This is a genomic window from Mycolicibacterium sp. MU0053 (genome assembly GCF_963378095.1).
GTDB lineage: Bacteria > Actinomycetota > Actinomycetes > Mycobacteriales > Mycobacteriaceae > Mycobacterium > Mycobacterium burgundiense.
This window is the reverse complement of the sequence record NZ_OY726397.1, coordinates 2,574,236-2,600,299: the sequence shown is the minus strand read 5'-3', so window position 1 is coordinate 2,600,299 and position 26,064 is coordinate 2,574,236. Positions and strand designations below refer to the sequence as shown.

Annotated in this window: 19 protein-coding genes; 12 read left to right on the top strand and 7 right to left on the bottom strand. The window is 69.7% G+C overall.

Annotated features, from left to right (window positions below; genetic code table 11):
* The 3 genes from RCP80_RS11975 to bfr are packed head-to-tail and all read right to left on the bottom strand — an operon-like array spanning position 1 to position 3,101.
* On the bottom strand, positions 1-495 hold the full coding sequence (locus tag RCP80_RS11975) for a carboxymuconolactone decarboxylase family protein (protein ID WP_308482528.1): 495 nt from the start codon (positions 493-495) through the stop codon (positions 1-3).
* A gap of 10 nt (positions 496-505) precedes the next feature.
* Positions 506-2,566: an MDR family MFS transporter gene (locus tag RCP80_RS11970; RefSeq protein WP_308482527.1), complete on the bottom strand. Its 2,061-nt coding sequence runs from the start codon at positions 2,564-2,566 to the stop codon at positions 506-508.
* Between the two features lie 55 nt (positions 2,567-2,621).
* Entirely contained in the window at positions 2,622-3,101 is a 480-nt protein-coding gene (bfr, locus tag RCP80_RS11965) for a bacterioferritin (protein ID WP_308482526.1), read from the bottom strand.
* Positions 3,102-3,359: 258 nt separating this feature from the next.
* On the opposite strand from bfr, the gene RCP80_RS11960 reads away from it, so the two are divergent.
* Positions 3,360-3,548, top strand: coding sequence for a (2Fe-2S)-binding protein (locus RCP80_RS11960; protein ID WP_308482525.1), 189 nt, complete (start codon positions 3,360-3,362; stop codon positions 3,546-3,548).
* Here RCP80_RS11960 and RCP80_RS11955 read toward each other — a convergent pair.
* Both RCP80_RS11955 and RCP80_RS11950 read right to left on the bottom strand, forming a co-directional pair.
* Positions 3,545-4,300: an enoyl-CoA hydratase/isomerase family protein gene (locus RCP80_RS11955; protein WP_308482524.1), complete on the bottom strand. Its 756-nt coding sequence runs from the start codon at positions 4,298-4,300 to the stop codon at positions 3,545-3,547. The two genes, RCP80_RS11960 and RCP80_RS11955, sit on opposite strands and share 4 nt — an antisense overlap.
* A gap of 11 nt (positions 4,301-4,311) precedes the next feature.
* Complete coding sequence (locus RCP80_RS11950) at positions 4,312-5,016, bottom strand: EthD domain-containing protein (protein WP_308482523.1); 705 nt, start codon at positions 5,014-5,016, stop codon at positions 4,312-4,314.
* Between the two features lie 34 nt (positions 5,017-5,050).
* Between RCP80_RS11950 and RCP80_RS11945 the strand changes: the two genes are divergently transcribed.
* From RCP80_RS11945 to RCP80_RS11910, 8 genes are all read left to right on the top strand, one after another.
* Complete coding sequence (locus tag RCP80_RS11945) at positions 5,051-7,048, top strand: FUSC family protein (RefSeq protein WP_308482522.1); 1,998 nt, start codon at positions 5,051-5,053, stop codon at positions 7,046-7,048.
* Between the two features lie 41 nt (positions 7,049-7,089).
* Entirely contained in the window at positions 7,090-8,757 is a 1,668-nt protein-coding gene (locus RCP80_RS11940) for a tetratricopeptide repeat protein (protein ID WP_308482521.1), read from the top strand.
* 80 nt (positions 8,758-8,837) lie between these two features.
* A complete protein-coding gene (locus RCP80_RS11935) occupies positions 8,838-11,414 on the top strand; it encodes an ABC transporter ATP-binding protein/permease (RefSeq protein ID WP_308482520.1) in 2,577 nt (858 codons plus the stop codon).
* The gene (locus RCP80_RS11930) at positions 11,411-13,159 is read left to right on the top strand and encodes an ABC transporter ATP-binding protein (protein ID WP_308482519.1); all 1,749 of its coding nucleotides are present in this window, start codon (positions 11,411-11,413) and stop codon (positions 13,157-13,159) included. The genes RCP80_RS11935 and RCP80_RS11930 overlap by 4 nt, the downstream gene beginning before the upstream one ends.
* A 40-nt stretch (positions 13,160-13,199) precedes the next feature.
* Positions 13,200-13,679 carry a nucleoside deaminase gene (locus RCP80_RS11925; RefSeq protein WP_308482518.1) on the top strand — a complete coding sequence of 160 codons (480 nt, stop codon included), beginning with the start codon at positions 13,200-13,202 and terminating at the stop codon, positions 13,677-13,679.
* Positions 13,676-14,995: an alpha-amylase family protein gene (locus RCP80_RS11920; protein ID WP_308482517.1), complete on the top strand. Its 1,320-nt coding sequence runs from the start codon at positions 13,676-13,678 to the stop codon at positions 14,993-14,995. The genes RCP80_RS11925 and RCP80_RS11920 overlap by 4 nt, the downstream gene beginning before the upstream one ends.
* A gap of 135 nt (positions 14,996-15,130) precedes the next feature.
* Positions 15,131-17,341 carry an adenylate/guanylate cyclase domain-containing protein gene (locus RCP80_RS11915; protein WP_308482516.1) on the top strand — a complete coding sequence of 737 codons (2,211 nt, stop codon included), beginning with the start codon at positions 15,131-15,133 and terminating at the stop codon, positions 17,339-17,341.
* Positions 17,341-18,744, top strand: a complete 1,404-nt coding sequence (locus RCP80_RS11910) for a mechanosensitive ion channel family protein (RefSeq protein ID WP_308482515.1) — start codon at positions 17,341-17,343, stop codon at positions 18,742-18,744. Before RCP80_RS11915 ends, RCP80_RS11910 begins: the two co-directional genes overlap by 1 nt.
* An 18-nt stretch (positions 18,745-18,762) precedes the next feature.
* On the opposite strand, the gene RCP80_RS11905 is transcribed toward RCP80_RS11910, so the two are convergent.
* Positions 18,763-19,695, bottom strand: coding sequence for an aromatic alcohol reductase (locus RCP80_RS11905; protein WP_308482514.1), 933 nt, complete (start codon positions 19,693-19,695; stop codon positions 18,763-18,765).
* 149 nt (positions 19,696-19,844) lie between these two features.
* Here RCP80_RS11905 and lon point away from each other — a divergent pair, with 149 nt between their 5' ends.
* The 3 genes from lon to RCP80_RS11890 all read left to right on the top strand — a co-directional run bounded on the left by lon (position 19,845) and on the right by RCP80_RS11890 (position 23,941).
* Entirely contained in the window at positions 19,845-22,217 is a 2,373-nt protein-coding gene (lon, locus tag RCP80_RS11900) for an endopeptidase La (protein WP_308482513.1), read from the top strand.
* 48 nt (positions 22,218-22,265) lie between these two features.
* Positions 22,266-22,655, top strand: a complete 390-nt coding sequence (locus RCP80_RS11895) for a nitroreductase/quinone reductase family protein (protein ID WP_308482511.1) — start codon at positions 22,266-22,268, stop codon at positions 22,653-22,655.
* Positions 22,656-22,732: 77 nt separating this feature from the next.
* On the top strand, positions 22,733-23,941 hold the full coding sequence (locus tag RCP80_RS11890; RefSeq protein WP_308482510.1) for an NAD(P)/FAD-dependent oxidoreductase: 1,209 nt from the start codon (positions 22,733-22,735) through the stop codon (positions 23,939-23,941).
* Here RCP80_RS11890 and RCP80_RS11885 read toward each other — a convergent pair.
* Positions 23,901-25,973, bottom strand: coding sequence for an NAD-dependent epimerase/dehydratase family protein (locus RCP80_RS11885; RefSeq protein WP_308482509.1), 2,073 nt, complete (start codon positions 25,971-25,973; stop codon positions 23,901-23,903). The genes RCP80_RS11890 and RCP80_RS11885 overlap by 41 nt on opposite strands.
* Positions 25,974-26,064: the final 91 nt, after the last annotated feature.

Below are 26,064 nucleotides of genomic sequence, written 5' to 3'. Positions count from 1 at the left end.
TCAGGCGCGGCTGGGGATGGTCAGCGCGCAGGTCTGACCGATGTCGAGGGTGCGCAGCATCCGGCCCATGCCGACCCACATCGCACAGGACAGCGCCAGGTCGGTGAGCAACTCGTCGGAGAAGTGTTCGGCGGCGCGCTGCCAGAAGTCCTCGTCGTCGCGCAGTTCGGTGTGCCCGGTGCCGAACCGGTGGGCAAACTCCGCGGCGATGCGTTCCTGCTCGCTGTAGCCGGGCCAGGTGCGCCACTCGAGGGCGTGGTCGTAGAGTTCCTCGTCCACCCCGGCCGCCGCGCCGTCGGCGTCGCGGGTGTTCAGGCACACCGCGCATTCGTTGTCGTGCGCGATCACGATGCGGGCCAGTTCGCGGACCCGCATCGGCAACCGGTTGCTGTTGTAGACGGCGTGGGTGAAGCCGGCCATCGCGGTCCCGATCTCCGGCGATTTGGTGATCCAGCCGGCGGCATCGTCGTCGGGGAAGTCTCCGATTCGGCTCATGGGCGCGATGTTACGCGCGCGGCGGTCCAAGTGGAACGTGTTCTAGTTCTTTGGGCTCGGCGTTCCAGTCCCGCTGCAACAGCATCCGGTGCGCGATGCGATCCAGCGCCGCCTCGACCTGGAGGCGATCCGGGCGGCCACCGAAGGACGGCGAGGCCGCCAGCTTGGCCACGATCTGTTCGACGATGGCCGAGGACACGGCGTCGACGTGCGCCATCCCGGCCGGGGTGAGCGCCAATTGGTCCCCGGCGCGCCGGACGCAGCCGGCGTCGACCAGGCGCTCGAACGGCGGCTCGATCACCTCCCGCGGTACCCGCAGCCGCTCGGCGATGTCGGTCAGGCCGGCCGAGCCGAACACCTGGTGCTGGCGGTAGACCTGCAGCAACGCCCACAGTTGCGGCACCCCCAGATCCCAGTCGTGCTGCGCGGCCAGGTAGCGCAGTCGGATCTCGGGCGCATCCCGGAACATCCGGCCGATCGCCACCTCGAGGATCTTCTCGGCGGACTCGGCGCTCGGCATCCCGAAACCCTCGCCGAGGTCGGTGGTGGCCGCCGCCTCGATCTCCCGCAGCGGCACCTCCTTCAGGAACAGCGACACCACGAACCCGAGCACCGCCACCGGAACCGCGTAGAGGAACACCGAGGTCAACGACTCGGCGTAGGCGTCGACGATGGGCCGGGCCATCTCGGCCGACAGTTGGTGCAGGACCTGCGGCGACTCGGCGGCCTGCGGCGGTGCGCCCGAGGCCGCCAGCGCGGGTCCGATCCGGGCGGCCAGGAAGTTAGCGAACACCGACCCGAAGATCGCCGCGCCGAACGAGCTGCCGATCGCGCGGAAGAACGTGACACCGGAGGTGGCCACGCCCAGGTCGGCGAAGTTCGTGGTGTTCTGCACCGTCAGCACCAGCACCTGCATGCACATTCCGATGCCGGTGCCGAGCACGAACAGGTACAGCGCCTCGCGCCACAGCGGGGTCTCGACGTTCATCCGCGACAGCAGGAAGAATCCGACGGCCATGATCGCGGTGCCCAAAATCGGGAAGATCTTGTAGCGGCCGGTGCGCCCCACGATCGACCCGCTGCCGATCGAGGTGATCAACAGCCCGACCACCATCGGCATGGTCCGCAGACCGGATTCGGTGGCCGAGACGCCGTCGACGAACTGCATGTAGGTCGGCAGGAAGGTCATCGCTCCCAGCATCGCGAAGCCGACGATGAACGCCAGGACACAACAGACCGCGAACACCGGATTGGCGAACAGCCGCAGCGGCAAGATGGGTTCGGCGGCGCGGAATTCGACCGCCACGAACAAGGCCAACGCCACGGCCGAGCCGATGAACAGCCCGACGATCATCGGCGATGACCAGGCGTACTCGCCGCCGCCCCAGCTGGTGGCCAGCGTGAGCCCGGCCGCGCCGAGGCCCACCAGCAGGATGCCGGCGTAGTCGATCGCCGGCCGCGACCTGGCGCTGAGCGCGGGCAGGGTCAGCGCCGCCACGACGAAGACGAGCAGCGCCACCGGGATGTTGATCCAGAACGCCCACCGCCACGTCAGGTGGTCGGTGAAGAAGCCGCCGAGCAGCGGGCCGATGACCGTGGTGACGCCGAACACCGCGCCCAGGGCACCTTGGTACTTGCCCCGCTCGCGCAGCGGGATCACCTCGCCGATCACGGCCATGGCGGTCACCATGAGGGCGCCGCCGCCGACGCCCTGCAGCGCGCGGGACGCCACCAGCATGCCCATCGACGCGGACAGCCCGCACAGGACCGAGCCGGCCAGGAACACCACGACCGACACCTGGAAGACGGCCTTGCGGCCGAAGATGTCACCGAGCTTGCCGACCACGACGGTGGCGATGGTCGAGGCCAGCAGGTAGCTCGTGACCACCCAGGATTGGTGGCCGGCCCCGCCGAGGTCGGCGACCACCGTCGGCAGCGTGGTGGCGACGATGGTTTGATCGAGCGCCGCCAGCATCATGCCCAGCAGCACCGCAAGGAAGATCAGGTTGCGCCGCCGCGCACTCAGCGTGGTCCCGGGCTCCGGGGTCGCCGTGTGCGTCGAAGTACTCACGCGGGGTGTATCGGCGACACCACCGATATTGTTAGCAGAGCTATGCGAACCGGGATCAGCTCGGTGGCCGCGACACGCACTGCGCGGAGTACAACTCCTCGCCGAGCTTGTCCATCAACTGCAGCTGGGTCTCGAGGTAGTCGACGTGCGACTCCTCGTCGGCGATGATGCCCTCCAACAGCGCCGCGCTGGTGCTGTCCTGTTTCTCCCGGCACATGATCACGCCCGGCTTCAGCCGTTCGAGCACCTCGTACTCGACCGCGAGGTCGGCCTCGAACTGCTCGCGCAGCGTCTGGCCGATGCGCAGCGAGAACAGCCGTTGATAATTCGGCAGGCCGTCGAGCAGCAGGATCCGGTCGGTGATGGCCTCGGCATGGCGCATCTCTTCGAACGATTCGGCCCGGGTGTGGGCGGCAAGTTCGGTGAAGCCCCAGTTGTCCTGCATCTTCGAGTGCAGGAAGTACTGATTGATGGCGGTCAACTCACTACTGAGCTGCTCGTTGAGCAACTTGAGGACCTCTGGATCGCCTTGCATCGGAATCTCCTCGTACACAGGGGCCGGCTGGGAATGAAACCGCAGTCCACGTGGGCTGGACGTCGCAACCGCGTACGTCGAATCTAGCCCAATCCGATACCGAAGACACGTCGAATCGCCGCGGCACCGCAAACAATGCCGGGTAGGTAAGGCTCACATATCTGAGGGTAGGTAGCCCTAACAATACCGGATTAGTTAGGTTAGACTCCACTAACAGCGAAATTCATCGCACGCGATTTCAGCAAGGAGGCAACGTCGATGTTCGTCTGCCTCTGCACCGGTGCCACCAGCCACGAAGTCGCCGATGCCGTCGCCAAGGGGGCCTGCACATCCAAGCAGGTCGCGCTCGCGTGTGGCGCCGGTACGGACTGCGGCCGGTGCCGCCGGACGGTGCGGGCGATCATCGAGGCCGAGTCGGCCAAGATGAACAGCGTCGTCGCCAGCTAACTTCTGCCCTGATTGAAATCGGCCAGCGCCGCGGCGTTGGCGGCCGTTCCCATCAACTCCGCGAAGCGCGCGTTCTCGCGCTCGCGCGCCGCGCGGACCTCGGCGACGATCGGCGCGGTCATGGTCTGCTTGACCGCCATCAGACTGCTCAGCGGACGTGACGCCAACACCTCGGCGTGGCGGCGCGCCTCCGACATCAGGTCCTCGGGTTCGCAGACCTTCCACACCAGGCCCATCCGGTGGGCCTCCTCGGCGTCGATCCACTCCGAGGACAGCAGCACCCACGCGGCGTTCTGGCGCCCGATCAGCTGCGGCAACAAGTAGGACGACGCCGCTTCCGGTGCCACCCCCAGGCTGGTGAACGGGCACTTCAGCCGCGCTGTGGTCGCCATGAACGCCAGATCCGCGAAGCCCAGAATCGTTGCGCCGATCCCGATTCCGAGCCCGTTGACCGCGCAGATCAGCGGCTTGGGAAAATCGGCGAGCGCGTCCACCAACCCCAGGAAGCCGTACTCCCCCGGCGTGAAATCGGGATCGGTGATCCGCGCCTGCATTTCGCCGAGGTCGGTGCCGGCGCTGAACGAGCGGCCGGTGCCGGTCAGCAGCGCCACCGAGACCTCCGGATCCGCGGCGGCCGCCCGCAGCGCAACGGTGGTGGCGTCGTAGAGCTCCTCGTCGAAGGCGTTCAACGCCTCCGGCCGATCGAGCGTCAGGGTGCGCACCCGGTTCTGATCGGCGATCGTCAGTGTCACGGGGTCAGAGCCTACCGAGGGCGGTGCGCCGAGCGGAGCAGGTAGCGACTGGTGGGCACGGTGTCGACGTTCTGGTTGGCCCCGAACGCCGACGTGCTGGCCACCATGCGGTCGATCCGGTCGGCCAGGTCCTGCTCGTCGGCCGCACCGAAGAAGGCCTTGAGGTCGGCCACCGCGGCGTCCGGGAACAGCTCCTCCACGATGGCCGCCAGCCGCGGTGCGTCCGAATCCAGCGGTCGCACGACGGCGTTCTGGGTGTAGCCGAAGGTCGCCTGGGTTTCGATCGCCACCGGGGTGTGGTCGCGGAGCCACCGGGTGCGCCAGGTCTGTTCATCCAGTTCCGGCGGCCGCCGCAGCAGCGCGACGTTGGCCAATCCCGGTGTGCGAAGCCCGAATTCGACTTCGGGGGCGCGCAGCGGGACGGATTCGGTGACGAGATAGCCCGCGACAGCGTCGGATTCGGCAGACAGCAATCGTATTGCGGCGCCGACCTGCGGTCCGTAATGCTGGTCGGTCCACAGGCTGACCACCGCGCAGGCCGGCGGATCCAGCGTCGTCAGCGTCATCAACGAATCCCGAACCGCGGCATCCTTGACGTTGACGGCCAACCCGGGCAGGTCGAGATCGAGCAGTTCCGTGGCGACCGGACCACGCAAACGCTGACACCAGGACTCGTCCGCGTCGCCGGATTGCAGCACCAGCATCACCTTCTCCACAAGCGCGAACCTACCGAGCTGCATAATGGCAGGCATGTTCAGGGGCCCCGCCCTACCGCAATCATGGCCGTACATCGGTGAAGTGGCCCGCAGTCTGGTCGGAGTACTCCTGGCGGTGGCCGCCGCGCTGCACTGGGGTTCGCCGGCCGCGGCGGTGGCCGCCGGCGGTACCGCGGCGATCGCGGGTGCCACCGCGTTACAGGACAGCGCCGTGCGCCGGTTGCCGATGGTGGTCGTGGTCTCCGCCGGGTTGGGCGTGGCAGTCCTGCTGGGCCACCTGAGCGCGCCGTACGCCCTGATATTCCTGCCCGTGGTGCTGCTGTGGAGCCTCGGCGCCGGACTGTTGTGGGCGCTCAGTGCGCAGGCCGGGCTGGCCGCCGCGGCCGGTGCCGCGTTGATGGTGACCGCTCCGGTGGGCGGCGGCGCGTTGCCGGGGACGCTGCGGGAATCGTTGACGGCGGCGGCATTCGCGATCGCGGCCGGGCTGTTGCAGGCGCTGCTCGTCGCCGCGTGGCCGCGGCAGCGCTGGGTGGCCCACCGGGCGGCGTTGGCCGACACCCACCTGTGGGTGGCCACCACCGCACGCCGGTTGGCGTTGGATCCGACGAGCACCTGGGACCCCACCCCGTTGATCGAATTGCGCGCGGCCGTCGGCGGGGCCGACCGACACTCGCGGCGTCGACCGCCGGCCTTCCGGGGCATGCACGCACTGCCCGAGCGCATCGCGATGACGATCAACGCGCTGCGCGCCGACGCCGCCGATCCCGCGGTCCGCGAGGTGCTGTTGGCCTGTGCCGACGCGCTCGCCGCAATCGGCGAGGCCGGCCGCACCGCGGGCGCCGATGCCGCGATCGCGTTGCGCCGGGCCGACGATTCGGCGGCGGCGCTGACCGGGTCGGCGGCCGTGGCGGCCCGGCGGCTGCACGATCAGGTGGCCCGGGCCTGTGCGCTGCAACTCACCGGCCTGCCGGCCGAAGTCCGGCCGGAGAAATCGCCGCCCGACGGGATGCTCGGCTTCTTCGACGTGGCGCGGGCGACCATCCGCGCGCAGTGCAACGGGGATTCGCCGATCATGCGGCACGCGTTGCGGCTCACCGCGGCCGTGGCCACCGGCACCGCCATTGCCCGGATCACCGACACCCATCAGGGCTACTGGATCGCGTTGACCGCGCTGATGGTGCTGCGGCCCGAAACGGCGCACACCTACACCCGGTGCGTGTCCCGGGTCGCCGGGGTCAGCGTCGGAGTCTTCGCGGCCAGTTCGATCTCGGTGCTGTGGGGACCCAGCGGCATGGTGTCGGTGCTGCTGGCGGTGCTGCTGCTCGGCGCGGGCTACGCGGTGACCCGTTACGGCGCCGTACCGCTGTATGCCGCGCTGGCCGCGGCGATCGTGTTCCTGATCGACCTGGACGGCAGCACCGACAGCGCGACCATGGGCCAACGACTGATCGCCACGATCGTGGGCGGTGGTCTGGCAGTGGCCAGTCACGTGGTGCTGGCCGACCGGTCGCTGGTCCGGCTGCGCCAGCGCGCCGGCGAGTTGTTGCGCGCGCAAAGCGATTACGCGGCAACGGTGGTCCGGGCGTTCGTGCACCCCCTGGACCACCCGGAGGTGGCGCTGGCCGCGGCCTGGCAACGCGTCGGCGGAGCCCGATCGGCGTTCGAGGCCGCCAGTGGCGCGGCGCGCACCGATATCGCGCAGGTGCGCCGCTGGCTCACCGCGTACCGCGCCGCGCTCAATGCGATGACCGGCGCCTGCGTCGCCTTGGAAGCCCAGCTGGCCGCCGTGCAGCACAGCACGCTGGACCCGCGGTTCGTGGTGGCGGTCGACGATTACGTCGACGCGCTGCGCGGCGGGTTGCCCAGTGCCGGACAGATGTGGACCATCGACGCGCGACATCTGGCCGAGGCCGATGCGCAACTCCGGCAGGCCGCCGCCCTGCTCGGCAAGCAGGACACCGCGCAGCGCGTGCTGGTGGCCGAGACCGAGACGGTCACCCGCCACCTGTTGACCGTCGCCGAATTGTCCTGAGACCGCCCGCTTTACCCGGCGCGGGCGTAGCGTGGGCCGACGTGAGTGCCACCACTGCCGATGCGGAGCCGTACTACGACCTGGGCAGCTACCACCGCGCGGTCGACACGCCGTCGCCGGCGGCGCAACTGTGGTGTGACCGCGGCCTGGTGTGGGCCTACGCGTTCAACCACGACGAGGCGATCCGCTGCTTCGAACGGGCGCTGGCCGCCGATCCCGACCTGGTGCTCGCCCGCTGGGGGATCGCCTACGCCGTCGGCCCGAACTACAACAAGGCGTGGGACGCCTTCGACCCCGCCGACCGGACCGCGTCGTTGGCCCGGGCCCGCGCCGAATTGCAGACCGCCCGGACCGGCCGCGGAACTTCGCTCGAGCACGCGTTGGTGGCGGCCCTGACCGCCCGCTTCCCCACCGCCGACCCCGACGACGACGTGGCCCTGGCGGCCGGGCAGCAGGCCTACGCCGATGCGATGGTCGAGCTGGCCGCCGCCCACCCCGACGACATCGACCTGCAGACGCTGGCCGCCGACGCGCTCGTCAACGTCACCGCCTGGGCCCTGTGGGACACCGGCACCGGCGAGCCCGCACCCGGATCGCGGGTGCGCCAGGCCGAGCAGATCCTCACGGCGGCGCTGGCCACCGAGGCCGGCCGCGGCCACCCCGGGCTGTTGCACATCCATATCCACACGATGGAGATGTCCGCGCATCCGGAAGCCGCCCTGCCGGCCGCGGATCTGCTGCGCGGACTGGTGCCCGATGCCGGGCATCTGCAACACATGCCGACGCATCTGGATGTGCTCTGCGGCGACTACCGCAGCGCGGTCGAATCCAATGTGGCCGCCGAGTTGGCCGACCGCAAGTTCCTCGAACGCGAGGGGCCGCTGAACTTCTATTCGCTCTACCGCGCCCACAACCTGCACTTCATCGTCTACGCCGCGATGTTCAGCGGACAGTCGCGGATAGCGTTGCAGGCCGCCGACCAGTTGGCCGCGCAGCTGACGCCGGAGCTGTTGTCCATCGCGTCCCCGCCGATGGCCGATTGGCTGGAGGCGTTCACCCCGCTGCGGGTGCACGTCCTGGTGCGGTTCGGGCGGTGGGACGAGTTGATCGCCGAACCGCTGCCGACCGACCAGCGACTGTACTGCACCACGACCGCGACCCTGCACTACGGCAAGGCGATCGCCCACGCGGTCAAAGGCCAACTGTCCCAAGCACAATCAGAGCGCGACGCGTTCGCCGCAGCGTATCGATCGGTCCCGGAGACCCGCTACCTGTTCAACAACACCAGTCGCGACATCCTGGCGGTGGCCGCCGCGATGCTGGACGGCGAGATCGAGTATCGGGCCGGAGACTTCGCCGCCGCGTTCGCGCACCTGCGGCGGGCGATCGCACTCGATGACGCCCTGCCCTACGACGAACCCTGGGGTTGGATGCAGCCGACCCGGCACGCCTACGGGGCGCTGCTGCTCGAACAGGGCCACGTCGAGGAGGCCGCCCGGGTGTACGCGGCCGACCTGGGACTGGACCCGACGCTGAGCCGGCCGTGCCGGCATCCGAACAATCTGTGGAGCCTGCACGGCTATCACGAATGCCTGCAGCGCCTGGGCCGCGACGCCGAGGCCACGATCATCGAACGTCAACTCGAACTCGCGATGGCGCGGGCGGACGTGCCGGTTCGCGCGTCCTGCGCGTGCCGACTGCGGGACTGATACCGCCACCGACCCCACCACTGCGAGTTGGGTGAGGCTACCCTTAGTCCGCGGCCGCTGGGCCGCGGGAAGGGACTGATATGGCGCGCGGTTTCCAGGGCGTGATGATGAAGGGCTTCGGTGCCCGCGATCACGAAGCGACTGTGCTCGAAACCGTCCTGCTCGCCCCGCGGTTCTTGCGGGTCAGGATGGTGTCGCCGACGTTGTTCGAGGATGCCGAGGCCGAGCCCACGTCGTGGTTGCGGTTCTGGTTCCCCGACCCCGACGGCACCGACACCGAGTTCCAGCGCGGCTACACGATCTCCGAGTCCGACGTCGACACCGGGCACTTCGCCATCGACGTCGTGTTGCATGAACCGGCCGGGCCGGCCACCACGTGGGCCCGCAACGCCAAACCCGGCGACACGGTCCCGGTGGTGGTGCTGGGCTCGAAGGGGTTCAGCGTCCCCGAGGACCCCACGGACCAGCCGGCCGGCTACCTGCTCATCGGCGATCCCGCCGCCATCCCGGCGATCAACGGCATCATCGGGGCGGTCCCCGACGACCTGCCCATCGAGGTCTACCTGGAATACCACGACGACGACGATCTGCTGATCCCCCTCGCGCAGCATCCACGGCTGCGGGTGCAGTGGGTGCCGCGCACCGACACCGGCTCGCTGGCGGCCGCCGTCGAGGTCCGCGACTGGTCCGACTGGTACGCCTGGGTCACCCCGGAGGCGGGCACCCTCAAGGCGCTGCGCACCCGGCTGCGCGACGAGTTCGGCTTCCCGAAGTCCGAGATGCACCCGCAGGCCTACTGGACCGAGGGCCGCGCCATGGGATCCAAGCGCGGCGACGAGACACCGACACCGCCGGCGACCGCGCCGACCCCGGCCCCCGCCCCGGCAGCTGCCGCGACCGCGCCGCCGCGGCAGGGCAGCTGGCGCGCCCAGGGGGCAGGCCGGCTGCTGGCGCCGCTGAAGACGCCGCTGATCGTCTCCGGGGTGCTGCAAGCGGTCATCACGCTGGTGCAACTGGCGCCGTTCGTGCTGCTCGTCGAGCTGGCCAGGGTGCTGCTGACCGGCGCGGAGCAGGACCGGTTGTGGACGCTGGGCCTGGCCGCGGTCGGCCTGATGGGCACCGGCACGTTACTGACCGCCGCGATGACGCTGTGGTTGCACCGCGTCGACGCCGGGTTCGCCCGCGGCCTGCGGGCGCGGCTGCTGACCAAGCTGTCGAAACTGCCCTTGGGCTGGTTCACCCAGCGCGGATCGGGGGCGATCAAGCAGCTCGTGCAAGACGACACGCTGTCGCTGCATTACCTGATCACCCATGCGATCCCGGACGCGGTGGCCGCGGTGATCGCGCCGCTGGCGGTGCTGGTCTACCTGTTCGTGGTGGATTGGCGACTCGCGCTGGTGCTGCTGGTACCGGTGCTGTTCAGCCTGGTGTTGATGTCGACGATGTCGATCCAGTCCGGACCCAAGATCGGCCAGTCCCAGCGCTGGGCCGAGCGGATGACCAGCGAGGCCGGCGCCTATCTCGAGGGCCAGCCCGTGGTCCGGGTGTTCGGCGGCGCGGCGGCCTCGACGTTCCGTCGTCGACTCGAGGAGTACATCGACTTCCTGGTGACCTGGCAGCGACCCTTCGTCGGGAAGAAGACCCTGATGGATCTGGTCACCCGGCCCTCGGCGTTCCTGTGGCTGATCATGGCCGCCGGCACCCCGCTGGTGGTCACCGGCCGGATGGATCCGGTGGACCTGCTGCCGTTCATCTTCCTCGGCACCACCTTCGGTGCCCGGTTGCTGGGCATCGGGTACGGACTGGGCGGCATCCAGGGCGGCATGCTGGCCGCCCGCCGGATCCAGAGCGCGCTCGACGAGGACGAACTGGGGGTGCAACCCGAGCAGACCGCGACCGCCGACACGGCGGGCACGGTCGTCTTCGACCGGGTGCAGTTCGGGTATCGGCCCGGCGTCCCCGTGATCGACGACGTGTCGCTGAGCCTGCGCCCCGGCACGGTCACCGCCCTGGTCGGTCCCTCCGGTTCGGGCAAATCCACGCTGGCCGCGCTGCTGGCGCGGTTCCACGACGTGCACCGCGGCGCAATCCGGGTGGACGGCTTGGATATTCGCACCATGTCCGCCGACGACCTCTACCGCCGGGTCGGGTTCGTCCTGCAGGACGCGCAGTTGGTGGCCGGCACCGTGGCCGAGAACATCGCGTTGGCCAAACCCGACGCCGAGGCCGCCGAGATCGAGGCCGCGGCCCGCGACGCCCAGATCCACGACCGCATCGCGGCCATGCCGGACGGCTACGACACGGTGCTGGAATCCGGGTCCGCGCTCTCCGGCGGGGAGCGGCAGCGGCTGACGATCGCGCGGGCGATCCTGGCCGACACCCCGGTGCTGATCCTCGATGAGGCCACCGCATTCGCCGACCCCGAATCGGAATACCTGGTCCAGCAGGCGCTGAATCGGTTGACCCGAGACCGCACGGTGCTGGTGATCGCACACCGCCTGCACACCATCACCCACGCCGACCAGATCGTGGTGCTCGATGACGGCCGGATCGCCGAAATCGGGACGCACGACCAATTGTTCGCCGCCGACGGGCGGTACCGTGCGCTGTGGGATTCCGGCCGGGGCGCCGCCGCAATCGAGGAGTCGCGCCGATGATCCGCACCCTGTTGGCACTCATCCCCGCAGACCAGCGGGCGAAGGTGAACGGCTATGCCGCGCTGACCCTGGCGTCGGTGCTGCTGCGCGCCGCGGGCACGGTGTTGCTGGTCCCGTTGATCGCCGCGCTGTTCGGTGGCACACCGCAGGACGCCTGGCCCTGGCTGGGCTGGCTGACGCTGGCCACCGCGGCCGGTTGGATCGTCGACACCAGCACCGCACGGCGCGGTTTCGAACTGGGCTTCGGGCTGCTCGACCACACCCAGCACGACGTGGCCGACCGCCTGCCGAACGTGCGGCTGAACTGGCTCACCGCCGACAACACCGCCACGGCGCGGCAAGCCATCGCCTCCACCGGCCCGGAACTGGTGGGTCTGGTGGTCAACCTGCTCACCCCGTTGATCGGTGCGATCCTGCTGCCGGCGGCCATCGCCCTTGCGCTGCTGGCGATCTCACCGCCGCTGGGACTGGCCGCCCTCGTCGGTGTGGCGGTGCTGCTGGGCGCGATGTGGGCCTCGGGGCGGCTGTCCCGACGCGCCGATGCCATTGCCGACGCCTCCAACTCGACGTTGACCGAGCGCATCATCGAATTCGCCCGCACCCAGGCGGCCCTGCGCGCGGCCCGGCGAGTGGCGCCGGCCCGCAGTCAGGTCGGCGCGGCACTTCAGGCCCAGCACGGTGCCACGGTGCGGTTGCTGACCATGCAGATCCCCGGTCAGTTGCTGTTCAGCCTGGCCAGTCAGATCGCGCTGATCCTGTTGGCCGGGATGACCACGCTGTTGACGGTGCGCGGCACCCTCGGGGTGCCGGAGGCGATTGCGTTGATCGTGGTCATCGCGCGCTACCTGGAGCCGTTCAGTGCGCTCAGCGAACTGGCCCCGGCCATCGAGACGACCCGCGCCACGCTCGGCCGGATCCAGGCCGTGCTGGCGGCTCCGACGTCGACCGCGGGGGCCGCGGCCCTGCCGCACACGCGGGCGCCCAGAATCGAATTCGAGGACGTCACCTTCGGCTACGGCGACCGACCGGTGCTCGACAACGTGAGCTTCGTGCTGGAACCGGCGGCCACCACCGCGATCGTCGGGCCCTCCGGATCGGGCAAGAGCACGGTGCTGGGCCTGATCGCCGGGCTACACGACCCGCAGCGCGGTCGGGTGCTGTTCGACGGTGTCGACGTGGCGACGCTGAGCCCCGAACAGCGCCGCGCCGCGGTCAGCGTCGTGTTTCAGCATCCATACCTGTTCGACGGCACGGTGCGCGACAACGTCCTGGTGGGCGACACCGCGGCCGACGACAACGCGATCACGACGGCGATGCGACTGGCCCGCGTCGACGAGTTGGTCCGGCGGCTGCCCGACGGCGATCAGAGCGTGGTCGGCGAGGCCGGCACCGCGCTCTCCGGCGGCGAACGCCAGCGCGTCAGCATCGCCCGGGCGCTGGTCAAGCCCGCACCGGTGCTGCTGGTCGACGAGGCCACCAGCGCGCTGGACACCGAGAACGAGGCGGCCGTCGTCGACGCGTTGACCGCCGAGGAGCGCCCGCGCACCCGGGTGATCGTCGCGCACCGGCTGGCGAGCATCCGGCACGCCGACCGGGTGCTGTTCGTCGAGAACGGCGCCGTCGTGGAGGACGGCAGCATCGAGAACCTGCTGGCCGCCGGGGGCCGCTTCGCGCAGTTCTGGAATCAACAACGCGCCGCGGCGGACTGGCAGATCGCCGGGCCGGCCTCGACGCCGGGCGCGTAGCGTCCGGCGGCGCGGACCGCTGTGCGTAGACTCGGCGAGCGTGGCCTTGACCGATGTCGATGTCGAATACCTGGCTCGCTGTGTGGAACTGGCGCGCGAGGCGCTCGACGCCGGTGACGAACCGTTCGGCTCGATCCTGGTCGACGCCGACGGCAAGACGTTGTTCGAGGATCGCAACCGGGTCGCCGACGGTGACGCGACCCGGCACCCCGAATTCGCGATCGCGCAGTGGGCCGCCGCCCACGTCCCGCCGGTGCGGCGCATCCGGACCACGGTCTACACCTCCGGCGAGCACTGCCCGATGTGTGCGGCGGCGCATGCGTGGGTGGGGCTCGGCCGCATCGTCTACGCCACCTCGTCCGCGCAACTGTCGCGTTGGCGCGAGGAGTGGGGCTGCCCGCCGTCGCCGGTGGCCGCGCTGCCCATCACCACGGTGGCGCCGCGCCTGATCGCCGACGGGCCCGTACCCGAGTACGAGGACGAGATGAAATCCCTGTACGAGAGCAGGTTTCGGCCGTGACCGCACCCGGGTGGGTAGCGCACGCGATCTGGTGGCAGGTATATCCGCTCGGCTTCGTCGGCGCCTTTCCCGCCGACCCGGCGCCGGACCGCGGCGAGCACCGGTTGCGCCGCGTGACGGCCTGGCTCGACCACGCCGTGACCCTCGGCGCCTCCGGCATTGCGCTGGGTCCGGTGTTCGCCTCCCGCACGCACGGCTACGACACCACCGATTACTACCGCATCGACCCGCGCCTGGGCGACGATTCGGATTTCGACGAGTTGGTGGCCGCGGCCCATGACCGCGGTCTGCGCGTACTGCTCGACGGGGTGTTCAATCACGTCGGGATCGACTTCGCGCGCTACCGGGCCGCCCTCGACGGCGACCCGGCGGCGGTGTCCTGGTTCGTGCGGTCCCGGCGCGATCCGGCCCGTTTCGCCACCTTCGAAGGCCACGACGAGCTCATCACCCTCAATCACGACAACGACGAGGTCGCCGACCACGTCGCCGCTGTGATGGCGCACTGGCTGCGCCGCGGCGCCGACGGCTGGCGCCTCGATGCCGCCTATGCGGTGCCGGCGTCGTTCTGGGCCCGGGTCCTGCCCCGGGTGCGGGCCGCGCATCCCGACGCCTGGTTGGTCGCCGAGGTGATCCACGGGGATTACTCGGCGGCGGTGGCGGAAGCGGGCTTCGACTCCGTGACCCAGTACGAGCTGTGGAAGGCCATCTGGAGCGCGCTCAATGACGGCAACTTCCACGAGCTGGACTGGGCGTTGCAGCGACACAACGGCTTTCTGGACGCCTTCGCGCCGCTGACCTTCGTCGGCAATCACGACGTGACCCGGATCGCCACCCAGCTCACCGATTCGCGCCACGTCGCCCACGCATTGGTGGTGCTGATGACCACCGGCGGGGTCCCGAGCATCTATGCCGGCGACGAGTTCGGATGCACCGGCCTCAAGGAGGAACGCGGCGGCGGCGACGACGCGATCCGGCCCGAATTCGGCACTCCCCCAATGCCGGTCGACGCCACCGGCGCCGAACTCTTTGGGTTACACCAATTCCTGATCGGACTGCGGCGCCGGCACCCGTGGTTGCACACCGCGCGGACCACGGCGGTATTGCTGGAGAACCGGCGCTACCTCTACCGCAGCGACGCGCGGAATCAGACGCTGCTGGTGGCACTCAATCTGACCGATGATCCGATGCCGGTCCGACTGCCCGACTTCGGGTTTCCGCAGGCCCAGGTGCTGGCCGGCAGCGGCGCGCCGGCGGCGCAGACCAGCGCCGAGGTACTGGTCCCGGCGCACGGCTGGCTCATCCTCGCGCCGCACTGAAGCGAAAACGCCCGCGCCCCAAAGTCATTACCCTAGGCAACGATCCCGCGTCGACCGGCGCCGGAAACGCCGATTTTCCGGCGCGGTGGCGGTGTGACCGAAGAAAAGGCGCTACCCTGCTGCCGTGGTGGACCGATGACGGCAGTGGAGCCGGTGGCGACAGCGCACGCAAACTCGGCTGCGGAGAACAGCAGCGTTCCGAAGGCGCCCCGGCGATGGCGTGGTCGGCGGCTCTCGCGGATCAGCATCCAGTCCAAGTTGTTGGTGATGCTGTTGCTGACCAGCGTCCTGTCGGCGGCCGTGGTCGGGATCATCGGCTACCGATCGGGGCAGAGTTCGCTGCGCGCCGCCGCATTCGACCGGTTGGTCGAGATCCGCGAGACCTCGATCCGGATGACCGAGACGCAGAGCCAGGAGTTGACCGACTCGCTGGTGATCTACACCCGCGGATCGACGGCGGTCAACGCGATGCGGGACTTCAAACGAGGCTTCGCCGAACTCAACGACGAGACCATCACCCCGGCACAGCAGCGGGCGATCGTCGACTACTACACAGGCGAGTTCAAGCCGCGCGTCGACGCGATCACCGGGCAGGACCTCGACGTCGCCAATGTACTGCCGGAATCGAACGCACAGCGCTACCTGCAGGCCCATTACACCGCACCGTTCGACACCGAGACCTATTCGCTCGAGGTCGACGACGCCCGCGACGGCAGTGCCTGGTCGGCCACCAGCGCGCGCTACCAGGACTTCTTCCGGGAGATCGTCACTCGATTCGAGTACGACGACGCGCTGCTGATCGACCTCGACGGCACCGTGGTCTACAGCGCCTACCGCGGTGTGGACCTGGGCAGCAACATCATCAACGGCCCGTACCGCGACGTCCATCTGGCCCAGGCCTTCGACAACGTGATCTCGTCCCACAACGTCGATTTCGTGACCGTCACCGACTTCGATCAGTACCTGCCGAGCTACAACAAACCGGTGGCCTGGTTGATGTCACCGATCGGCGACGGCGGCCGGATCGAGGGCGTCCTGGCGTTGCAGTTCCCGATCGAGAAGCTCAACCGCACGATGACCGCCGACCGGCAGTGGGAATCGGTCGGCATGGGTAAGACCGGCGAGGTCTTCCTGGTGGGGCCCGACGATCTGATGCGCACCGATTCGCGGCTGTTCCTGGAGGATCCAGAGCTCTACCAGGAGCGGGTCGTCGCCAACGGCACCCCGAGCCACGTGGCCGAGCGCGCGATCGAGGCCGGCGGCACCACGTTGATCCAACCGGTCAGCGGCGAGGCCGTCGACCGGGCCAGGCGTGGCGAGAGCGGGACGACGCTCCAACGCGACTATCTGGGGCATGACACGTTGATGGCCTACGGTCCGGTCGACATGCCCGGCGTGCAATGGACCATCGTGGCGACGGTCGACACCGACGAGGCGTTCGCCCCGGTCCAACGGTTCACCCGCAATCTGGTGCTCTCCACCGTCGGCATCATCTTCCTGGTGTGCCTGGCCTCGATGTGGTTGTCGCGCATGTTCGTTCGCCCGATCCGCAAGCTCGAGGCGGGCGCGCAACGGATCAGCGCCGGCGACCTGGACACCACGCTGCCGGTGACCTCCGGCGACGAATTCGGGGATCTGACTGTCGCTTTCAACGACATGTCCCGCAACCTGCGGGTCAAAGAGGACTTGATCAACCAGCAGCGCGCGGAGAACGACCGCCTGCTGTTGTCGCTGATGCCGGCGAAGGTCATCGACCGCTACCGCTCGGGCGACGAGGTGGTGGCCCAGGATCACCAGGACGTGACGGTGGTCTTCGCCGACATCGTCGGGCTCGACGAGTTGTCGACCAAGCTGGACTCCAAGGAACTGCTCGGGGCGGTCAACCAGCTGTTCCGCCAGTTCGACGCCGCGGCCGAGAACATCGGCGTGGAGCGGGTGCGCACGATGCGCAGCGGCTACCTGGCCAGCTGCGGCCTCAATGTGCCGCGCCTGGACAACATCGGCCGCACCCTCGACTTCGCGGTCGAGATGCATCAGATCATCGAGCGCTTCAACACCCAGACCGGCTACCGATTGGCCCTGCGCGCCGGGATCGACACCGGATCGGTGACCTCCGGGCTGGTCGGGCGCACGCACGTCATCTACGACATGTGGGGTTCCGCGGTGAATCTGGCGTATCAGGCCCAGAGCGGTCCGGCCCAGCCCGGCATCTACGTCACCGCCGCGGTCTACGACGTGATGCGCGATACCCGCCGCTTCGAGGAGGTCGGCGACCTCGGCGGCAACGGCGCCGCCGACGGTCAGACGGGCGGCGGGACCATCTGGCGGCTGGCGGAGCTGTCCTGATGAGTTCCCTGTTCGGCACGTCGTGGCTGTACTGGGCCATCGCAGTCGCGGTCGGATTGCCCGCCCTGCTGGTGATCCTGACCGAGTTGCACCATGTGCTGGCCAAACGCGGCAGTCATCTGGCCCGCCCGGTCAACCTGATCCGCATCTACGTGCTGCCGCTCGGTGCGCTGCTGCTGTTGATGGTCAAGGCCTCCGACGTGTCGCCCGAGGCGACATCGGTCCGGATGGTCGCGACGGCGCTGGGCTTCATGGTGCTGATCCTGCTGCTGTCCGGGACCAACGCCACGCTGTTCCAGCGAGCTCCGGAAGGCAGCTGGCGCAAGCGAATTCCGTCGATCTTCCTCGACGTGGCGCGCGTGGTGCTGATCGTCCTGGGCCTGGCGCTGATCTTCTCCTACATCTGGGGCGCCAACGTCGGCGGACTGTTCGCCGCCCTCGGTGTCACCTCGATCGTGCTCGGCCTGGCGCTGCAGAACTCGGTCGGTCAGATCATCTCCGGGCTGCTGATGCTGTTCGAGCAGCCGTTCCAACTCGGCGACTGGCTCGACACCCCGGCGGGTCGCGGGCGGGTGCGCGAGGTCAACTGGCGGTCGGTGCACATCGAAACCGGCGACGGTCTGACGATCACGCCGAACTCGGTGTTGGCCGGCGCCTCGTTCACCAACCTGAGCAGGCCCGCCAGCGCGCACCGGATCCTGGTCGAAACCACCTTCGGCGCCTCCGATCCGCCGGATCGGGTCTGTGCCGTGCTGAACTCGGTGGCCGCCGGTCTACCGCACCGCGGCGAGGCCGAACCCACCTCGGTGCCGTTGGGCGGCAACGCGTATCGCACCTCGATCCCGCTGCGCAGCCCCGCCGACGACGGACCGGCCAAGGCCGCCTTCCTCCGGTGGCTCTGGTACGCGGCCCGGCGCGCCGACCTGCATCTCGACGGTGCCGCCGACGACTACTCCACCGAGCAGCGCAGGTGGGAGGCGCTGCAGACCTCGACCCGGGCGCTGCGGTTGACGCCGGCCGATCAGCGATCGCTGCTCGAGAAGGTCCGGTTGATCCGCTACGGCGCCGACGAGCAGGTGCAGGCGGCCGACTCCGTGCCCGACTCGATGAAGTTCGTCGTCAGCGGCCGAGTCCGGGTGCAGGTGCCCGCCGGCCACGGCGGGCAGGCCACCGTCCGGGTGCTGGAGACCGGTGACTTCCTGGGCCAGACCACACTGACGCGGGAACCCGTCGCGGCGGGCGCGGTCGCCGTGGGCGAGGTCGCCATGCTCGAGATGGACCGCGAGGTGCTCGAGAGTCTCGTCACCGGACAGCCCGGCCTGCTGCATGAGATCGGCCGCGTGATCGATGAGCGTCGTCGCGACGTCGCGCAGGCGGGGCGCCCCCAAGTCGACGTGAACTGAGCTCGAGTGTGGCCCGGGTCAGATGTTGGCCTTCGCCCAGTCCTCGACGGTGACGGTGGCGATTCCGCGAACCACGTTGTAGGACTGCCGTTTCGGCCACGCCACTGCGGTGGGTCGGGCGAATACTGCGCGGTATCTGCGCATCGCGTCGTCCTCATCCAGGCGGAGCTGATCGTCGAGGAACTCGTTGCTCCACAGCACGCGGTCGACGGTGGTGTCGGTGACGCGTTCCACGATGGCGGCGAGCTCGCGGTAGCTGATCGTGTCACCGGCCAGGTAGACGACTGTGTTGCGGATGCGTGGTTGCGCAAAGACGATATCGGCGGTCAGCACGCCGATGTCTTCGGGTGTGGTCAAGGTCAACCGGTTGTCCCAGTCCCCCAACGCATGCACCCTGCCGACACCCAGATCGACGACGCCGAACACCGGCTCGAACAGGAAGCTGGTGAACATGCCGGTGGACACGATGACCCATTCGGTGGCGCCCTGGCCGCGCAAGAGATCGCGGACATCGAGCTGCTCATCGAAGAGTGGCTGCGCGCTGCCGCGGCCGATTTTGTCGTAGTCGACGCCGAACTGCCACGGAAAGTACCGCTGTACGCCGGCGGCGAGGGCCGCGTGGGTCAGTTTTAGTTGCGTGCCGGGTCCCGCCGCGAAGCCCACACAGCTGATCACAGTGTGGTAGCGCGTCATGATCGCTGCGAGTTCGGCCACCGACGCGGTCGCGACGTCGGCACGTTCGACTGCAATGCCCCGTTGGGTCAATTCCTGGTGACGGGGATCGCCTGCGGCGTCGGCGCCCTCGGCCGGCGGCCGCAACAGCACGCTCAAGGTGCCCGCACCGGGATGCTCATCGAGTCGGTGCGCGATCGCGGCGAGCACGCTGGCCCCGAGTTCGCCGGCGCCGATCACGAGGATCGCCGGGCTGTCGGTGGCGGGAGTGGTGGACATGCGTCTCGTTTCGTCTGGCGGCCTACTGGGGTGCAACGGGAATCGTTCACAATCCCTTCCCGCCGGCGCTGCCGGATTGACTCCGCCCGGCCGGGAACAAACTCGCCGCAACCAAGGTTGAGCGCAGGAGAATCAACTTTGGAGGTTTGATGACCGAAACCACTGCAACGCCGGTCGCGGTTCCCGTCCTGTTCGTGACCGACCCGATCGTGCTGCCCGGCATGGTCGTCCCGATCGCGCTCGACGACGCCGCGCAGGCCGCCATCGAGGCGGCCCAGACCAGCGCAACCGACGGCTCGGCGCGGCTGCTGATCGCGCCCCGACTCGAGGACCGCTATCCCACCCACGGCGTGCTCGCGTCGATCCTGCAGGTGGGACGGATGGCCGGCAGCACGGGCCAGGCGGCGGTGATCCGCGGTGAGCGGCGCGCCCACATCGGTTCCGGGACCACCGGACCCGGGGCCGCGCTGTGGGTGGAGGTCAGCGAGGTCGCGGACGGCCCGGTGACCGACGAGGTCAAGACCCTGGCCGCCGAGTACAAGAAGCTGCTGCTGGCGATGCTGCAGCGCCGCGAGGCCTGGCAGATCATCGACTATGTCAACGGCATCTCCGATCCCTCGGCGCTGGCCGACACCTCCGGGTATGCGTCCTATCTGACCGACGTGCAGAAGCGGCAACTGCTGGAGACCACCGACGTCGCGGCGCGGCTGCGGGTCCTGATCGACTGGACCGGCGAGCATCTGGCCGAGGTCGAGGTCACCGACAAGATCGCCGAGGACGTTCGCGCCGGGATGGACAAGCAGCAGAAGGAGTTCCTGCTGCGCCAGCAACTCAACGCCATCCGCAAGGAACTGGGCGAGGGTGAGCCCGAGGGATCCGACGACTACCGGTCCCGCATCGAGGCCGCCGAGCTGCCCGAGCAGGTGCGCGAGGCCGCGCTGCGCGAGGTCGGCAAGTTGGAACGATCCAGCGAGCAGAGCCCCGAGGGTGGCTGGATCCGGACCTGGCTGGACACCGTGCTGGACCTGCCGTGGAACGTCACCACCGAGGATTCGACCGACCTCAGGGGCGCCCGGGAGATCCTGGACGCCGACCATCACGGGCTCGACGACGTCAAGGAACGCATCGTCGAATACCTGGCCGTGCGGTCCCGGCGGGCTCGCCGGGGGATGGCGGTGGTGGGCGGCCGCGGATCGGGCGCGGTGATGGTGCTGGCCGGTCCCCCCGGCGTCGGCAAGACGTCGTTGGGCGAATCGGTGGCGCGCGCCCTGGGCCGCAAGTTCGTCCGGGTCGCCTTGGGCGGCGTGCGCGACGAGGCCGAGATCCGGGGCCACCGCCGGACCTACGTCGGTGCGTTGCCGGGCCGGATCGTCCGCGCGATCGGCGAGGCGGGCTCGATGAACCCCGTGGTGCTGCTCGACGAGATCGACAAGGTCGGCTCCGACTATCGGGGTGACCCGAGTGCGGCCCTGCTCGAGGTGCTCGACCCGGCGCAGAACCACACGTTCCGCGACCACTACCTGGACCTGGACCTCGACCTCTCGGATGTGGTGTTCCTGGCCACCGCCAACGTCGTCGAGAACATTCCCGGCCCGCTGCTGGACCGCATGGAGTTGGTGAGCATCGACGGCTACACCGAGGACGACAAGGTCGCGATCGCGCGCGACTATCTGTTGCCCCGGCAGGCCGAGCGGGCCGCGCTGTCCGACGAGGAGGTGCGGGTCACCGAGGCGGCGCTGCGCAAGATCGCCGCGGACTACACCCGCGAACCCGGGGTGCGGCAGTTCGAACGGCTGCTGGCCAAGGCGCTGCGCAAGGCGGCGACCAAGCTGGCGACCAGCGAGCAGACCGCGGTCGAGGCGCCGCTCACGATCGACGAGCCCGACCTGGTCGACTATCTCGGCCGACCGCGGTTCCTGCCGGAGTCCGGTGAGCGCACCGCGGTGCCCGGGGTGGCCACCGGATTGGCCGTCACGGGCCTGGGCGGCGACGTGCTCTACATCGAGGCCGGGTCCACCGGCGCGGGCCGCGACGGCGACGCGACCCTGACGCTGACCGGACAGCTCGGCGAGGTGATGAAGGAGTCGGCGCAGATCGCGCTGTCCTACGTCCGGTCGCACGCCGCGGAACTCGGCGTCGATCCGGCAGCGTTGGACCGCCGGATCCACCTGCACGTGCCGGCCGGCGCGGTGCCCAAGGACGGGCCCTCGGCGGGCGTCACCATGGTGACCGCACTGGTGTCGATGGCCACCGGCCGCAAGGTCCGCGCGGATGTCGGCATGACCGGTGAGGTGACCCTCAACGGCCGGGTGCTGCCGATCGGTGGCGTCAAGCAGAAGCTGCTTGCCGCCCAGCGCGCGGGGCTGATGACGGTGTTCATCCCGCAGCGCAACGAGGCCGACCTCGACGACGTCGGCGCGGAGGTGCTGGCCGCGCTCGAGGTCAAACCGATGACCGATGTCGCCGACATCGTCTCCGCGGCACTCGAACCGGTCGCCGGCGCCGCCGACGCCGCGGCCTGACGCCCTAGACTCGCAGCCGGAGCATTCCCGGGAGAACGGACAACACCCATGGTGGACCTGAACGATCTCAAGCGGCGCGTCGTGCACCCCGTGCAGCGTTACCTGGTCAATCCCCTCGGCCGGTACGCGCCGACCACCATGATCGAGACGGTCGGCCGAAAATCCGGGCAGCCGCGGCGCACCGCGGTCGGGGGCCGCTTGGTGGACAACCAGTTCTGGTTGGTCTCCGAACACGGTGCGCACTCCGACTACGTGAAGAACATCAAGGCCGATCCCACCGTGCGGGTGCGGCTGGGCGGGCAGTGGCGCACCGGCACCGCCCGGCTGCTGCCCGACGACGATCCGGTCGCCCGGCTGCGCGAACTGCCCGGGATGAACAGCGCGGTCGTGCGTGCGATGGGCAGCGATCTGCTGACCATCCGCGTCGACCTCGACTGACTTCTCGATCTGCCTCAAGCGCGGGACACCGCGACCCGGTGCGCCCATACTGCGAAGAGGGCAGAAGGGGGCAACTCATGTCCAGGTCCACCAGGTTCGTCATCGTCGGAGCCGGCCTGGCCGGCGCCAAGGCCGCAGAAACCCTGCGCGACAATGACTTCGACGGTCACATCGTGCTGATCGGCGACGAGGAGCGGTTGCCGTACGAGCGTCCGCCGCTGTCCAAGGAGTTTCTGGCCGGCAAGAAGTCGCTGCCGGAATTCACCGTGCAACCCGCGTCCTGGTACCGCGACCACGACGTCGAACTCATGTTGGGCACCGAGGTGACCGCGATCGAGCCGGCCAAGCGGGCCGTCACCCTGCCCGATGGTGAAGCGCTGGGTTACGACAAGCTGCTGCTGGCCACCGGGTCGCGGGCGCGGCGCCCGAAACTGACCGGCGCCGATGCCGCGGGCGTGCACTACCTGCGCACCATCGAGGAATCCGAGGCGCTCGACGGTCTGCTCCGGGATGGCGCCGCGCTGGCCGTGATCGGCGCGGGCTGGATCGGCCTGGAGGTGACCGCCTCGGCGCGCGAGCGCGGGGTCGCGGTCACCGTCGTCGACACCGCGAAGACCCCGCTGTCGGCTGCGCTCGGGCCGGAGGCCGGTGAGATCTTCGCAAAACTGCACCGCGAACACGGCGTCAACCTGCTGCTGGATCAGACGGTGGACGAGATCACCGTCGCCGACGGCGTGGCGACCGGGCTGCGGTTGGGCGACGGCTCCCAGGTCGAGGCCGACGCGGTGCTGGTGGCGGTGGGGGCGGCACCCAACATCGAGATCGCCGAGGCCGCCGGACTTGCCCTGGCCGACGGCGGTGTGGCGGTGGATGCGTCCCTGCGCACCAGCGACCCCCACATCTACGCGGTGGGTGATATCGCCGCGGCCGACAATCCGGTGCTGGGCACCAGGATTCGCACCGAGCACTGGGCCAACGCCCTCAAACAGCCCGCGGTCGCGGCGCGCAACATGCTGGCCAAGGACGACCCGCCGGCGGTATACGACGAGCTGCCCTACTTCTTCACCGACCAGTACGACCTGGGCATGGAGTATGTGGGGCACGCCGACGCCGCCGCCCGGGTGATATTCCGCGGCGACGTCGCGGGCCGCGAGTTCACCGCGTTCTGGCTCGACGCTCAAAACCGGGTGCTGGCCGGCATGAACGTCAACATCTGGGCGGGACTCGATGACATCAAGGAGTTGGTCAGGTCCCGAAGGCCGGTCGATCCCGCCGAATTGACCTGACCCGTTGCATCCAGCCGGAGACCGCCGGTTCGAACACGGGACGCACGCGCGGTCCCTCGGCGGGCATCGGCTGCTCGGGCGCGGGATCCGGCAGCGCGGACCAGTAGCCGTCGATGACCTCCGGCATGTTGAGCGCCTGCAGCCGTACCCGCTCGGCCCGCCTGCGGGTGACCCGAAGCCGAGTGTCCACCGGCGGCGCGATGGCCTCCGCGATCGTGAGGTAGAAGATGTCGTCGGCGCGGGCCAGCACGCGCGCGGCGGCCAGCCGGCGGCCCCGCTCGCGCAACGCCATTCGGAGCTGCTGGGTGTAGCACATCGTGGTGTCCCAGGCCAGCGCCCGGGACCGACCGACGGTCTGGGCCACCCGCAGCGGCAGCGGCGCACGCCCGGTCGCGAACGGGGTTTGCGGCTCGGTGTCGGCCGCCCGCGCCGCCGCCACCAGCAGCTGGCTCGGCGACTCGATGGTCGTCGGGTTGGCCAGCTCGGCTTCGCCGGGCCCCCGGTGCCCGACCCGTCGCAGCACCGCGTCGACGGCGACGGCGGCCCGCGGGAAGTGCCCCCGAATGGCGGCCCAGTCACCGGCGGCGGCCAACTCGCGCAGATCTCGGTCGGTCCGCAGCAGCGCCGCCAGCGTCGCGGTGCCGTCGGCCAGTTGGCCGGTCGCGGTCATCTCCGCGGTCGCCGGTGGCAGCGGGTGTTCCGGGTGGGCCGCCCGCAGCAGCAATCCCTCGGTCACGGCGCCGACGCCGACCAGCACCCAACCCTGATGAATGCGATTGCGTAGCACCATGATCCGGGTTTCCAGCACGGCATTGGACGCCGCGGGCCAGATCGCAATCGGCTGTCCGCGCAGCGCCCCGTAGTTCGCGCACCAGCGGTCGTAGCGCCGTGTCACCGTCAGCACCCGGGGCGCGACCGCAGCCTGCTGCCCCCGACGGTTCAGGGTCGCCGCGACCGCGTCGCTGACCGTGCGCCCGGTGAAGATGCGGTGGCCGAAGACCGCGCTGGCGCGCCACTGCCACTCCTGCGCCAACCGTCCCGGCAGCGCCATCACCTCGGCGCCGGCGTGCTGCGCGGCCCGTAGACCGCCGCCGTGCACGTCGAGCGACATCGGCGTCAACGGTCCCGGCAAGGCATCGGCGGTGCCGCGGGTATCGAAGACGCCGAATTCGGCGTCGATCACGTCGTCGAACTCCCCGGCCGCCCCCGCCGCGGCATGTCCGCCGGTCCCGGCGCGTGGTCGTGGGGTCGGTTCCACCGGCAGCACCTGCGCGGCGGTGACCTCGACCGCGCCCATACTCGTCAGTCGGCGTCCGGTCAGCGCGCGACCCGCGTCGGCCAGCGCGTCGGCCGCGTCCCATCCGCAGGTGAAGTCCCAATCACGTTGCAGGGCAACCACATCGACCTCGGGTTCGGTGACGGGCCAGGCCGGTGTCCGGCGGCACCCGGGCGGCGCCGACCAGCGCCGCGCCGCGGCCGCCGCGAGCACCCCGTCGGCCGCCAGATCCACTGAACCGGTGCGGTGCGATCCGACCGACCGCACCAGAAAGCGCAGCAGATCGTCGGTGTGCAGCAGCGGCAGGGACCGCCCGCGGCCGACCGTGGCCAGGCTGCGGCACACCATCCAGTCGGCCTGCCGTCCCACCACCGGCGCGCACCGGATGACCAGGCTCGGCGCCCAACTCGTGGCCACCAGATCCTCGGCGCGGTGGTAGAGCTCCGGATCGCCGGCGGCGTGGGAGACGAACAGCAACCGGGCCCCCGCCCGTGCGGCGGCATCGGAGACCCGCAGCAGACCCTCGAGGCCCTCGCACTCCGGTGCCGCGGCCTCCACCGGTGCCAGATGCAGCACGACGTCGGCGCCGTCGGCGACCTCCCGCAGCCGCGGCCCGTCCAGCGAGGTGCAGACCAACTCCACGGCCGGATCCAGCAGCGGATGACGATGTTGCGCCACCCCGATCACGCGGTGACCGGCACCGAGCAGATACGCGGCCGCGGCGCGGCCAATGACGCTGGTAGCGCCCGTGATCACGATATTCATCGTCCCCGACCCCCATCGGTACGTGAATGACACTATGCGCCGCGCGATGTTTGCGGGCCGGTTTTCGGCACCGAAAACAGCC